The sequence below is a fragment of the Streptomyces sp. x-80 genome (assembly GCF_046549095.1).
GTDB classification, from domain to species: domain Bacteria; phylum Actinomycetota; class Actinomycetes; order Streptomycetales; family Streptomycetaceae; genus Streptomyces; species Streptomyces celluloflavus.
Genome location: NZ_JAJPWM010000012.1, coordinates 238,603 through 251,545 on the forward strand (window position 1 = coordinate 238,603; position 12,943 = coordinate 251,545).

8 protein-coding genes are annotated in these 12,943 nt (G+C 73.0%); 5 read left to right on the forward strand and 3 right to left on the reverse strand.

Annotated elements, in window-relative coordinates:
- Nucleotides 1-183 precede the first annotated feature (183 nt).
- Complete coding sequence (locus tag ACLJWH_RS24985; RefSeq protein ID WP_411143967.1) at nt 184-1,893, forward strand: alpha/beta hydrolase; 1,710 nt, start codon at nt 184-186, stop codon at nt 1,891-1,893.
- A gap of 96 nt (nt 1,894-1,989) precedes the next feature.
- Here ACLJWH_RS24985 and hemQ read toward each other — a convergent pair whose 3' ends face one another.
- Nucleotides 1,990-2,718 carry a hydrogen peroxide-dependent heme synthase gene (gene hemQ, locus ACLJWH_RS24990; RefSeq protein WP_411143968.1) on the reverse strand — a complete coding sequence of 243 codons (729 nt, stop codon included), beginning with the start codon at nt 2,716-2,718 and terminating at the stop codon, nt 1,990-1,992.
- Between the two features lie 11 nt (nt 2,719-2,729).
- Nucleotides 2,730-4,184 carry a protoporphyrinogen oxidase gene (gene hemG / locus ACLJWH_RS24995; protein WP_411143969.1) on the reverse strand — a complete coding sequence of 485 codons (1,455 nt, stop codon included), beginning with the start codon at nt 4,182-4,184 and terminating at the stop codon, nt 2,730-2,732.
- Nucleotides 4,185-4,355: 171 nt separating this feature from the next.
- Between hemG and ACLJWH_RS25000 the strand changes: the two genes are divergently transcribed.
- Together ACLJWH_RS25000 and ACLJWH_RS25005 are read left to right on the forward strand one after the other, a co-directional pair.
- Nucleotides 4,356-5,552 carry a thiolase family protein gene (locus ACLJWH_RS25000; protein ID WP_411143970.1) on the forward strand — a complete coding sequence of 399 codons (1,197 nt, stop codon included), beginning with the start codon at nt 4,356-4,358 and terminating at the stop codon, nt 5,550-5,552.
- A 610-nt stretch (nt 5,553-6,162) separates the two neighbouring features.
- Complete coding sequence (locus ACLJWH_RS25005; protein WP_411143971.1) at nt 6,163-7,617, forward strand: aldehyde dehydrogenase family protein; 1,455 nt, start codon at nt 6,163-6,165, stop codon at nt 7,615-7,617.
- A 75-nt stretch (nt 7,618-7,692) separates the two neighbouring features.
- Here ACLJWH_RS25005 and rph read toward each other — a convergent pair whose 3' ends face one another.
- On the reverse strand, nt 7,693-10,290 hold the full coding sequence (gene rph, locus ACLJWH_RS25010; protein WP_411143972.1) for a rifamycin-inactivating phosphotransferase: 2,598 nt from the start codon (nt 10,288-10,290) through the stop codon (nt 7,693-7,695).
- A gap of 910 nt (nt 10,291-11,200) precedes the next feature.
- Between rph and ACLJWH_RS25015 the strand changes: the two genes are divergently transcribed.
- Together ACLJWH_RS25015 and ACLJWH_RS25020 are read left to right on the forward strand one after the other, a co-directional pair.
- Nucleotides 11,201-11,959 carry a class I SAM-dependent methyltransferase gene (locus tag ACLJWH_RS25015; protein WP_411143973.1) on the forward strand — a complete coding sequence of 253 codons (759 nt, stop codon included), beginning with the start codon at nt 11,201-11,203 and terminating at the stop codon, nt 11,957-11,959.
- Nucleotides 11,960-12,229: 270 nt separating this feature from the next.
- Nucleotides 12,230-12,859 (forward strand): chloramphenicol phosphotransferase CPT family protein, encoded by a 630-nt coding sequence (locus tag ACLJWH_RS25020; RefSeq protein ID WP_411143974.1) that lies wholly within the window; start codon nt 12,230-12,232, stop codon nt 12,857-12,859.
- Nucleotides 12,860-12,943 lie beyond the last annotated feature (84 nt).

Sequence of the window (12,943 nt, forward strand, 5' to 3'; positions counted from 1 at the left end):
GGCCTGACGTGGCGTCCGGGGTTTCGGCCCCGCTCCACTCTTCCGGGGCATAGCGTCCGACACCCGCGACCGGTGCTTTACATCGGCAACCACCGCCCCAACTATCCCTTTTGTATGTCCACCGTGCGGCCAGGCGCCCCGGGCCCCTCGCGGTGCGCCACGCACCATACGAAGGGACGGCTCGTGAGAGCACTCGCGTTGTACGGCACCATCGGGTCGCTGATCCTGACCGCCCTCACCACCGCGCCGGCGGGCGGTGCCACCGCGCCGTCCGCCGCGCCACCCGCCCCCGTCCGCCCCATCGTCTTCGGCCGGTGCGCGGCGGTGGAACACCTGCCGTCCTCCGTCGAGTGCGGCAAGCTCACCGTCCCGCTCGACTACGACCGCCCCGACGGCAAGAAGATCAGCCTGACCGTCAGCCGGTCCCGCGCCACCTCACCCGAGGAGCGGCAGGGCGCCCTGGTCTTCAACCCCGGCGGCCCCGGCGCGAGCAGCATGGACTTCCCGCTCTACGGCGCGCTCGCCAAATGGCGCAGGACGGCCCGCTCCTACGACTTCGTCGGCTACGCGCCGCGCGGCGTGGGCCGTTCGGCGCCGCTCTCCTGCCAGGACCCGAAGAAGTTCGCCAAGAGCCCCACCGACAGCCCGCGGTACCCCAGTGAGGAGTTCAAGCGCGAGAAGCTGGCGGAGGCGGAGGAGTACGCGCGCGGCTGCGCCCGCAACGCCGGCGCCGATCTGCCCTTCTACAACTCGGTCAACAACGCCCGCGACCTGGACATGCTGCGGGCCGGGCTGGGCGAGGAGAAGCTGACGTTCATGGGCGCGTCGTACGGCACGTACTTCGGTGCCCTCTACGCGACGCTCTTCCCGGGCCACGTCCGCCGGATGATCTTCGACAGTGTGGTGAACCCCGACCCCGACCAGGTCTGGTACCGCAACAATCTCGACCAGAGCATCGCCTTCGAGCGGCGCTGGAACGACTGGGCCCGGTGGGTCGCCGCACACCATGCCGTCTACCGCCTCGGCACGACCGTGGCACAGGTGCGGGGCGCGTACGACACGGTCGTCGAGAAGCTCCGGCGGACGCCGCTGAACGGCAAGATCGGCCCCGGCCAGCTTCAGGGGGCGTTCCTCAAGACCGGCTACAACGACGCCTACTGGCCGAGCCGCGCCGCGGCGCTCTCGGCGTATCTGCACGGTGACCCGCAGCCCCTGATCACCCAGGCGTCGCCCCATCCCGAGAACGCCAAGGCCGCGGAGAACGGCAACGCCGTCTACACCGCCGTCGAGTGCAACGACGCGGCCTGGCCGCGGGACTGGCAGACCTGGGACCGGGACAACACCGAGGCCGCGCGGCTGGCGCCGTTCGAGACCTGGGACAACGTCTGGATGAACCTGCCGTGCGCCTTCTGGCCCGACCGGTCGGAGTCGGCCGCGGCCGGCATCGGCGCCGCGGCCGGCGAGGCGGCGGACCGCGCCGCCGCGCACGACGGGCACGACGAGGGCACGGCGGCCACCGGGGAGAAGCTGGCCGCCGCCGCCGGCCATGCCACCGCGACCGGTATCGACAGCGCGCTCAACCCGCGCCGCCCGCTCGACGTCCGTACCGCGCCCGGCGCGCTGCCCCCGGTGCTGCTGCTGGCCGCCGAGCGGGACGCGGCGACGCCGTACCGGGGTGCGCTGGAGCTCCAGCGGCGGCTGCCCGGCGCCTCCCTGGTCACCGAGAACGGCGCGGGCACGCACGGCGTCGCGCTCGGCGACAACGACTGCGTGAACAAGTACACCGAGGCGTATCTGCTGGACGGCAAGGTCCCCGGGGAGCGCGTGTACTGCGCGGCCCGCCCGGAGCCGGTGGCGGACGCGCACGCGCAGCGGAAACCGCAGAAGAAGTAGCGAGCCGGGGCCGCCGGTGCGGCGGCGGACCGGGGCAGGGGCCGTTCCCCGGGGACACCGCTGGTGTTCCCGGGGACGGCCCCTGCCGCGTCCGCGTCAGGCCAGACCGGCGACCAGCTCGGCGACCGGCTTGCGGCGGCCGGTGTAGAAGGGGATCTCCTCGCGGACGTGCAGACGCGCCTCGGAGGCGCGCAGATGACGCATCAGGTCGACGATGCGGTGCAGCTCATCGGCCTCGAACGCGAGGATCCACTCGTAGTCGCCGAGCGAGAACGCCGGCACGGTGTTGGCGCGCACGTCCGGGAAGCCGCGGGCCATCTTGCCGTGGTCGGCGAGCATCCGGCGGCGGTCCTCGTCGGGCAGCAGGTACCAGTCGTAGGAGCGCACGAAGGGGTAGACGCTCACATAGGCGCGGGGGTTCTCGTCGGCCAGGAAGGCCGGGATGTGCGACTTGTTGAACTCGGCGGGGCGGTGCAGCGCCATGTTCGACCACACCGGCGCGAGGGCGCGGCCCAGGCGGGTGCGGCGGAAGAGGTTGTACGCCTCCTGAAGGGCGTCCGCGGTCTCCGCGTGCCACCAGATCATCAGGTCGGCGTCGGCGCGCAGGCCGGACACGTCGTAGGTGCCGCGCACCACGACGTCCTTGGCGGCGAGCTGGGCGAACAGCTCCTCCACCTCGTCGGCGTAGCCGCTGCGGTCCTCCGGGAGGACGTCGCGCAGCGTGAACACGGACCAGAGGGTGTAGCGGATGACGTCGTTGAGGTCCTTCGCCTTCTTGCCGGCGTTCGGGATCTTCTCGGGTGCGGGGGCGGAAGCGTCTGTCATGTCGTCCATTCTCACTCGCCGGGGGCGGTGGCCTGCGGCAGGGTGCCGAGGACCTCGTCGGCGGCCCGCTGTGCCGAGCCGATGCAGGCCGGGATGCCGACACCGTCGTAGACCGCGCCGCACACCCGCAGGGCACCCGGCAGCTGCGCCACCGCGGTACGGATCCGGGCGACCCGGTCCAGATGGCCGACGGTGTACTGCGGCAGACCGCCGTCCCAGCGGGTGACCGTGCTCGCCACCGGGCGCGCGGCCAGGCCCACCGCCGCCCCGAGGTCGGCGAGCGAGAGGCCGACCAGTTCGGCGTCGTCGCGCCCGAGGTCGGCGGTGTCGCCGTAGCGCCCGAGGGAGGTGCGCAGCACGAAGAGGTCCGGGCCGGCGTCGGCGAGCCAGCCCCATTTGTGGCTGGCGAACGTCGATGCCTTGATCCGGTGCCCGTCGACGGGCGGTACGAGGAAGCCGCTGCCGCCGGGCACCCGGTCCAGGTCGGCGCGCCGGAAGGCCATCGTGACCAGCGCCATCGAGGCGTACTCAAGGCCCGCCAGCTCGGCGGCGGCGGCCGGGGCGCCGTCGTGCAGGAGCCGGGCCGCGGCGCCCGCGGGGGCGGCCAGCACGACCGCGTCCGCCGCGAGGACGCGGTGGGCGCCCCGCTCCGTCACGCGCACCGCCCAGTGGTCACCGCGCCAGGTCAGCTCGTCCACGGCGGTACGGAGCAGGATCTCGCCGCCGGCGCCGCGCACGGTGTCGGCGACGGCGACCGGCAGCGTCCCGATCCCGCCGTCGAGGCCCATGAAGACCGGCCCGTCGGGCGGCGTCGTGGCGGCGGTGCGCGCCTGGAGGGCCCGTACGCCCTGGAGCAGCGAGCGCTCGGCGCGGGCCGCGTCGAAGAGCTGGGGGACGGCGGCGCGCATCGAGATGCGGTAGGCGTCGCCCGCGTAGACGCCGCCGAGCAGCGGTTCCACCAGCCGGTCGACGACCTCGCGGCCGAGCCGGGCCGCGACGTACTCGCCGACGGCGACGTCCTCGCCGGCCTCGGTCCGCGCCAGCGTCTCGTCCTCGGCGATCCGGGCCAGACCGGCCGGGGAGAGCACGCCGGAGGCGGTGAGCGGGCCGAGATCGCCGGGGACGCCCATCACATGGCCCTTGGGCAGGGGGCGCAGCGCGCCGCGGGTCCACAGGGCGGCGGTGGCCGTGGCGGGCGGCTGCAACCGGTCGGCGAGCCCGACGGCGCGGGCGAGCCCCACCGCCTCCGGCCGCCTGGCCAGCATCGATTCGGCGCCGAGATCGACCGGTACGCCCGCGATATCGCCCGCGTGCAGTTTGCCGCCGACCCGGCCGGACGCCTCCAGCACGGTCACCCGGGCCCCGCCGTCGAGCAGGCGGTGGGCGGCCGCCAGCCCCGAGATGCCCCCACCGATGACGACGACATGACCGGGCGCCCGGCCCGTACTGGTGTGCGCTGCGCTCATGCCCCCACTCTCTCAGAGTCCGCCCACGAGCCCGCCGGTGGCCACGGCCGGAGTCACACCCGTACGTTGCCCGTTGACAGCGCGCGGCGGCGGGCAAAGACTCGGGGCGGGCGGCGGTGATCTTCGGACCGGTCGCCGACCGTCGAGCCGGGACAGCGAGGACACCGCCAGATGACCGACCACCGCGTACGGGATGTCTACATCGTCGATGCCGTGCGGACCCCCGTCGGCAAGTACGGCGGCGCCCTGGCCGGCATCCGGCCCGACGACCTGGCCGCCCATGTGGTCAAGGCCCTGGTCGACCGCACCCCCGAACTGGATCCGGCCCGTATCGACGACGTCTGCTTCGGCGATGCGAACGGCGCGGGCGAGGACAACCGGAATGTCGCGCGGATGGCCGTGCTGCTGGCCGGGCTGCCCGTCACCGTGCCCGGCGTGACCGTCAACCGGCTCTGCGGATCCGGCCTGGAGGCGGTCATCCAGGCCGCCCGCGCCATCGCCCACGGCGACGCGCACATCGCGGTGGCGGGCGGTGTGGAGTCGATGAGCCGCGCGCCCTACGTCCTGCCCAAGCCCGACCGGGCCTTCCCCGCGGGCCATCAGGAGCTCTACTCCTCCACCCTGGGCTGGCGGATGGTCAACCCGCGGATGCGCCCGGAATGGACGGTGGCGCTGGGCGAGGGCGCGGAGCAGATCGCCGACCGGTACGGCATCACCCGTGAACAGCAGGACGTGTTCGCGCTGGCCAGCCACCAGAAGGCGGTACGTGCCTGGCGGGAGGGCGCCTACGCCGCGGAGGTCGTCCCGGTGCCGGGCGTGGAGCTGGAGCGGGACGAGACCATCCGCGAGACCTCCTCGCTGGCGTCGCTGTCCAAGCTGCGGCCGGTCTTCCGTACGGCGGACGGCACCGTCACCGCCGGGAACTCCTCACCGCTCAACGACGGTGCGGCGGCCCTGCTGCTGGTCGACGAGGAGGGCCTGCGGGCCACCGGGCGCGAACCGCTGGCCCGTATCCGGGCGAGCGCGGTGACCGGCGTCGAACCGCAGCTGTTCGGGCTGGGGCCGGTGGCGGCGGTACGGCGCGCGCTGGAGCGGTCCGGGCGGAGCTTCGCCGACCTGGCGACGTTCGAGCTCAACGAGGCGTTCGCGGCGCAGGCGCTGGGCTGCCTCGGCCAGTGGCCCGAGCTCGACCCGTCCGTCGTGAACCCGCACGGCGGCGCCATCGCCATCGGCCACCCCCTGGGCGCGTCCGGCGCCCGCCTCGCGGGCTCGGTGGCCCACCAGCTCGCCGCACGCGGCTCGGGGACGGGCCTCGCGGCGCTCTGCATCGGCGTCGGGCAGGGCCTCGCCCTGGTCCTGGAGCGCTAGTGCCGTGACCGGCGATGTCTGCCCCATGAGGAGCGTCGTCCGGTGCGTGCGGTCGCAAGGCGGCCGGAAGTCCTGGTAGCGGAGCTGCCAGGGCTGTCGGCCGACGCGGCGTGCGTGCGTGCCGGGCGGCGTGCGTGCGTGCCGGGCGGTGCGCGTACGTGCCGGGCGGTGCGCGTACGTGCCGGGCGGTGCGCGTACGTGCCGGGCGGTGCGCGTACGTGCCGGGCGGTGCGCGTACGTGCCGGGCGGTGCGCGTACGTGCCGGGCGGCACTCCGCACGGGGCAGAGCTTGCCGGGAGGGGCACTTGTTCCGGGGCCAGTGGCTTGATCGGCGCGGGGCGAGTACGGCCGCCCCGCGGACGTCCCCGGGGGCGGCGGCCCGGCCCAGGTGTCGGCGCCGCCACCGCCCCGCCGGCCGCGTCCGTCACCGCGTCCACCACCGTGTCCGCGCCCACCTGCGCGCTCCGGCCGGGGCCGGCCCGCCCACGGGGCGCGCCTCGCCGTGAAGTGCCCCCCGCCGTGGCACGACGGCTGCCCGCACGGCAGGATGCGACCGCACCCACCACCCGCTCATCCCTCAACTGATGTCCCTCGACCGGAAGTTGGCGCGATGACCCTGCTCGATCCGGAGAACTGGCGCACCCTGCGCGGCGGCGAGGCCGAGGCGGTCGAACCCGCGACGGGTGAGGTGCTGGGTGTCCTCACACTCGCCGGCCCGTCCGATGTCGAGCGGGCCACGACCCGTGCCGCCCGCGCCCAGCGGGACTGGGCCGGTACGCCGTACCCGGAGCGGGCCGCGGTGCTGCGCCGGGCCGGCGATCTGATCCACCGGCACGCGCCGGAGATCTCCGAGTGGATCGTCCGCGAGGCCGGCAGCATCCCGGGCAAGGCCGAGTTCGAGATCCGCACCGCGGCCGAGGAGTGCTACGAGGCGGCCGCGCTCGCCCACCGCCCGCTGGGCCAGGTCCTGCCGTCCGCCGCGCCCCGCCTCTCGTACACGAGCCGGGTGCCGGCCGGCGTCGTCGGCGTCATCGCGCCGTTCAACGTCCCGCTGGTGCTCGCCGTCCGGTCCGTCGCGCCCGCCCTCGCCCTGGGCAACGCCGTCGTCCTCAAGCCCGACCCGCGCACCGCCGTCTGCGGCGGCCATGTCCTGGCCGCCGTCTTCGCCGCGGCCGGGCTGCCGGCGGGACTGCTGCACGTCCTGCCGGGCGGTGCCGGTACGGGCCGGGCGCTGATCGGGGACCCACGGGTGCGGGTCATCTCGTTCACCGGCTCGACCGCGGCGGGCCGCCGTGTCGGCGCCCAGGCCGCGCGCCATCTCAAGCGCGCCCACCTGGAGTTGGGCGGCAACAGCGCGTTGCTCGTGCTGGCGGACGCCGATCTGGACGCCGCGATGTCCGCCGCCGCCTGGGCGTCGTTCTTCCACCAGGGGCAGGTCTGCATGACGGCGGGCCGGCATCTCGTACACGCCTCGCTCCACGACGAGTACGTGGCACGGCTGGCGGCCAGGGCCGACGCGCTCACCGTCGGGGATCCCTACCGCGCACAGGTCCACCTCGGCCCGGTCATCGACCGCGGGCAGCTCGACCGGATCGACACGCTGGTGCGCGCCGCCGCCGCGGACGGCGTACGGATCGCCGCCGGCGGCACCCACCGCGATCTCTTCTACCGCCCGACCGTGCTCGCCGACGGTGGCACCGGCTCCGGGCCGGGCTCGGTGGGTGCCTCGGCCGCCTACGGCCAGGAGATCTTCGGTCCCGTGGCGCCGGTCCGCGCCTTCCACACCCTCGACGAGGCCGTCGCCCTGGCGGCCGACTCGGCGTACGGCCTCGCCCTGGGCATCGTCACCCGGGACGCGGCCCGCGCCCTGGACCTGGCCGCCCGTATCCCCACCGGCTTGCTGCACATCAACGACCAGACGGTCAACGACGAGCCGGTGGCGGCCTTCGGCGGCCTCGCCGGCTCCGGCACCGGCGCCCGCTTCGGCGGCGACGCCAACCTCGACGCCTTCACCGAGACCCGCTGGACGACGGTCCGCGCGACACCGGCGGCGTATCCCTTCTAGCCCCGGGCTCTCGCGCGGGGCGCGGTCCGGCAGGTGGCCGAGAACGCGGAGAACGCCGCCGCGCCGCGACGTCGGTCACGGCAGGATCTCGACGTACCCGTCGGTTCCGTGCACACGGATCCGCTGCCCGTCGCGGATCAGCCGGGTGGCCCGTTCCACGCCCACGACGGCCGGCAGGCCGTACTCGCGGGCGATCACCGCGCCATGGGTCATCAGGCCGCCCACCTCCGTCACCAGGCCCGCGACGGCGACGAACAGCGGTGACCAGCTGGGGTCCGTGAAGGTCGTGACCAGGATGTCGCCCGCTTCGAGATCGGCCTCCGCCATGTCGAGGATGACGCGCGCCCGCCCCTCGATGGTCCCGGCGGACACCGGCAGGCCGAGCAGGGCGCCGGCCGGCACGTCCTCGCGCCGGTACGCCCCGGTGACGGCCTCGCCGTCCGAGGTGAGCACCCGGGGCGGGGTGAGCGCGTGGTACGAGCGGAACGCGTCCTTGCGCCGCTCGATGAGCCGGTCGTCCACCCGGTGCGAGCGCACGACACCGTGGAGTTCCTGGAACGTGAGGTAGAAGATGTCCTCCTTCTCGGGAAGCACACCGGCCTGCACGAGGCGCTCGGCCTCCGCCAGCAGGGCCTGCTTGTAGACGAAGTAGCGGCTGACGATGCCGTACTTCGGGTACTCCCGGTACCCGATGAAGGTACGGACCCGGTCGATCATCCGCTTGGCCTCGTCGGCCTTCCGGTCCCCGTCCGGCAGGGCCCGCAAGCGTGACAGCACGTCCTGTTCCTTCTTCCGCGCCTTCCGCCGGCCTTGTTCGAAGCGCCGCTCGGCGGCGCCCGGCTCGAAGTTCCTGACGTTGTCGAGGAGCACGGGCACGAGCGTGCCGGGGCGCTCGCGCCACCGCGGCCTCGTGATGTCGATCTCGCCGACGCAGCGCATGCCGTACCGGTCGAGGTAGGTCTCGATGGCGTCGCGCGCTTCGCTCCCGCCCGCGAGCTTCGCCAGCTCGCCCAGGAAGTCCTCGTCCTCGACGCCCGCCAGGAACGCCACCACCTCGGGCCACGGGCGGATCACGTCCGCGACGTCCAGCAGCGCGAGTCCCATCTGCGATGTGACGTTGTCGGGGGCGGACAGCGTCAGCGTGTCCGCCGCGTTCTTCTCGCCCAGCCACTCCCGCAGCTTGTCGTTGAGCCACCACGTGGCCTCCATCCCCGCCATGATCGCCTGAACGTTCAGCGGATCACCGAGGACTCGTCTGTGCTCCTCGAATGCCTCCAGCAGGAAGTCGAACAGCGCCGGTCCGGTCTTCGCCCGGATGTCGCGCCGCAGGACGGCGAGGGACGCCTGGCTGCGCTCGATCAGCTCGGCGACGATGGCCGGATCGGTCTCGATCGGGGCGGACGCGCCGCGGGCCGGCGGCCCGGCGGGACCCCCGTCCGGGAGCGACGGGACGAAATCGCCGCGGTCGAGAACGGTCTCCAGCGCGTCCCTGATCAGCGGATCGCCTCTCCCCATGGCGTCCAGGAGGCCGGCGCGGCTCGCGGGCGAGGCCAGGCGCCGGGTGACGTCGACGAACAGCCGCCCGCCGGCCTCGTGCATCGGCACCATGGCCGTCAGCTGCCACATGGAGAGCCCCAGGGGCTTCATGGGGTCGGTCATCATCTGCCCATGGCCCACGGAGACGTAGACGTGGTTCTCCTGGTCGCCGGTCCCGGGGACGGGGAACAGCGTCGTGATCGGCCGGCTCTGAACGATCCGGAAGCCGTCATCGGCCAGGCACCATTCGATGTCCTGCGGGCGGCCGAAGTGCGCCTCGATCCGCCGCCCGAGCTGCACGAGCCGTACGACCTGCGCATCCGTCAGCGCCGGCTGCTCCTGCCGCTGCGCGTCGATCGCCACTTCCTGCGTACCGCCGGCCGCCAGGGCGTGCACGGCACGCTGTTTGACGGCGATCGCCCTGGCGACGACTTCGCCGTGCCGCACCGTGAAGACGTCCGGGTTCACCAGGCCGGAGACCAGGGCCTCGCCGAGGCCGAAGCCGGCGTCCACGGTGGCGACCGTCCGGTTGCCCGTGACGGGGTCGGCCGTGAACAGGACGCCGGCCGCCTGCGGGAAGACCATCCGCTGCACGACCACGGCCATGTGGACCGTACGGTGGTCGATGCCGTTCCGCCGGCGGTAGGTCACGGCCCGCTCGGTGAACAGCGAGGCCCAGCACCGGCTGATGTGCCGGAGGATCGCCGCCGGCCCCACGACGTTCAGATACGTGTCCTGCTGGCCGGCGAAGGAGGCCGTCGGCAGGTCCTCCGCCGTCGCGCTGGATCGGACGGCGTAGGCGGCCTGCCCGCCGTGCCGGGCGAGCGCGCGGGTGATCGCCGCCGCGAGATCGCCCGGGATGGCGATCCCCTCGATGGTCCGGCGAATCTGCGCACTGAGTGTGCCGATCGCCTCCCGGTCGTCCGGGTTCAGGCGCGACAACTGATCGAGCCGGTCACCGATCGAGGGCGCCGCCGCCACGATCCGCCGGAAGGCGCCCGTCGTCACGCAGAAGCCGCCCGGTACGCGGATGCCCTCGATCCGCGACAGCCCGCCCAGGTGCGCGCCCTTGCCGCCGACGACCGCGACCTGCGTCTCGTCGACCTCTTGCAGATCCCGCACATACTGCTCGGTCATCGCGATACCTCCGCGGCAGCCGTGCGCCCTCGCACCGCGGCGACCGATCGCGTCACCGGCGCCGCCGGCTCGGTCGGACCTCCGGTCGGGCACGTCCTCGGCTCCGGCTGTCCGTCCGCTGACGCGTCGGCCGACCGCTCCGACCGGTCGGGCGGCGCGCACCCCCGTACCGCCGCCCCCGGCACTCGCGACCGCACTGCCGGTCCCACTGCCGGTCCGACGTCACCGCGTCCCCCATCCGTCGCCAACACACGCACGTCGTGCCCTCATTTCCGCAGGTTGTGGCCTCGGCCGACGATTTTGCGCCACCACCCGGGCCTTGCCGCAAGCCCCCCGGTGCGCTATATGTTGAGAGTGGCGAGGAGAGCTTTCTCCTTGCCTTTGCTTTTGGGCGGCCGGCCTCGAACTGCGCCACCGCCGCCGGGAACCCCAACGGCTCCGGTTGTGGCTGTTCTCCGCCGCCGCACCCGCCCGCCCGGCCGAGACCTGACGATCAGTCTTTTCACGGGCTCCAGGATCAACACGCCCCCGAAGGCCGGAATTTGAATTTCCGAGCCATATTCCGACGACCGCTCGGCCCCCCTGCGGCAATTCCGTAATTCTTGCCGTCGCGCACCGACCCACCCTCCGCTCGTCGGCGGAGTTCACACAGCAGCACCACAGGACAGCTGAATCCTCATTTGCAGCACAAGCCTCTGAATCCACACGCCGAGGGGCATCTCGGAGGGCCATCTTCACCGTTTCGAGGAATTCCGCATCCATGCCGCACACGGCAAGATAGGTGAAAATCAGATTTCTCCCCGGTGAGGCCACATGCAGCGATCCGCCCAACTGTGAAGTTGCCCCACGTGGCCCTCCCGACGCCAACTCCAGCCAGAGCTACCAGTGACAGAGGTCCGGGAGAAGGAACATGCTCGACGACAGCTCGAAAATGACCCGCATCGAATTCGATCCCAGCTACGGCGGTGATGCGCTGTACGCCCCCAACTCCCCGCTGCGTGAGATCTGCGGGGACATCATCCCCTGGGACATCGGCGGTCCGCAGCCGGTGCTCATGGAGATCGAGGAATCCGGCGCATTTCACGGCAAGGTACTCGATCTCGGTTGCGGCACGGGCGAAAATTCCCGGTACCTCGCGGGGCGGGGGCATCAGGTCACCGCTGTCGACACCTCGCCCAATGCGATCAGGCGCGCCACCGAACAGACGACGGCGCTCGGTCTCGACGTACGGTTCATCGTCTCCGACGCCATCACCCTGGAGGGGCTCGACGCGGACGCCCGCTTCGACACCGTGATCGACAGCGCCCTCTATCACGGCCTGGAACCGGAGCAGCGGAAACGGTATCTCGCCACGCTGCATCGCGTCAGCACGCCGGGAGCGACGCTGCACGTGATCTGCTTCTCGGACCTGGTGCCCAAGGAAATCGCGGCGCCCAACCGCTGTTCCGAGGAAGAGCTGCGCAGCACCTTCGCCGGTGCGGGCTGGTCGATCAGCGGCCTGAAGCACGCCGCCTACACCGTGTCCCCGAGATTCAGCCGGGACATCCTGCACCGGATCGTGGACGTGCTGCACGTCCCGGGCGGGCGGGAGTTCGTCGACGGATTGTCCGCCGACGAGCAGAACCGGCTGCTCCTGCCGGTATGGTCCGTCACCGCCGACCGGGTCTGAGGCGTGCCCGGATCCCGGGCCGGGCCGGGGCCGTAAAGTCAGCGCTGGTTCCGGAGTTGCCGGGGTTCCGGCGGCGGGCTGCGGGGAGCGGGCGGGACGGCCTCGCGGATCCGCGGTCACCGGCCCGGTCGCAGGCCGCGGTGCGCACAACTCGCCGCTTTCCGTGCCGTGTTGAAGGCTGGGGACAGGGGGACACACTCGACCCCGGCGTAGATCACCGCATCACCCAGGCTCTAGCCTCGTACCCGTTCCAGGAACGGGAGGGCCACCATGCCGACAACGACAGCGCCCGACGGGCGGACCGGTGCGAAGACGGACCCGGAGGAGGCTCCGGCGCCGCCGCGCGGGCTGATCATTTTCCTGAACGGTACGTCGAGTTCGGGGAAGTCGAGCATCGCCGAGGCGCTGCTGCGGACGCTGGACGAGCCGTGCTTCCATCTGCCGGTGGACGCCTTCCACGCCATGCGTTCCCGGGGGGACATCGCGCCGGACGATCTGCCGGGTGTCCTCGAACGCACCTGGCGGGGCTTCCACCGTGCGGTCGCCGGGATGGCGGCGGGGGGCAACACCGTGGTGGTGGACCATGTACTGAGCCAGCCGTGGCGGCTGCTGGACTGCCTCGGCCTGTTCGCGGCCGAGGATGTCGTCCTGGTCGGCGTGCACTGCCCGCTCCCGGAACTGGAACGCCGCGAGCGGGCCCGTGGTGACCGTCCGGTGGGGCTGGCCGCCGGTCAGCTGGCGCACGTCCACGCCCATGGCGTCTACGACATCGAGTGCGACACCGCCGACACCGACCCGCTGGAGTGCGCCCGGCGGATCAAGGAGTTCCTGCCGCGGCGGCCGACGCCCACCGCCTTCCAGCAGCTCCGGCGGAGCCTGGGGGTCACCGGCCCGGCGTGATCTGCGGCGGCCCGCCGGCCCGCCCGCCCGGCCGGCGCCCGCCCGCCGGACTCCGCCCCGTAGCCTTCGCCGTGACACGACGAA

Coding starts and splice junctions, on each gene's coding strand:
- hemQ (WP_411143968.1), bottom strand. CDS start 2,718: ATGACAGACGCTTCCGCCCCCGCACCCGAGAAGATCCCGAACGCCGGC.
- ACLJWH_RS25000 (WP_411143970.1), top strand. CDS start 4,356: ATGACCGACCACCGCGTACGGGATGTCTACATCGTCGATGCCGTGCGG.
- ACLJWH_RS25015 (WP_411143973.1), top strand. CDS start 11,201: ATGCTCGACGACAGCTCGAAAATGACCCGCATCGAATTCGATCCCAGC.
- hemG (WP_411143969.1), bottom strand. CDS start 4,184: ATGAGCGCAGCGCACACCAGTACGGGCCGGGCGCCCGGTCATGTCGTC.
- rph (WP_411143972.1), bottom strand. CDS start 10,290: ATGACCGAGCAGTATGTGCGGGATCTGCAAGAGGTCGACGAGACGCAG.
- ACLJWH_RS25020 (WP_411143974.1), top strand. CDS start 12,230: ATGCCGACAACGACAGCGCCCGACGGGCGGACCGGTGCGAAGACGGAC.
- ACLJWH_RS25005 (WP_411143971.1), top strand. CDS start 6,163: ATGACCCTGCTCGATCCGGAGAACTGGCGCACCCTGCGCGGCGGCGAG.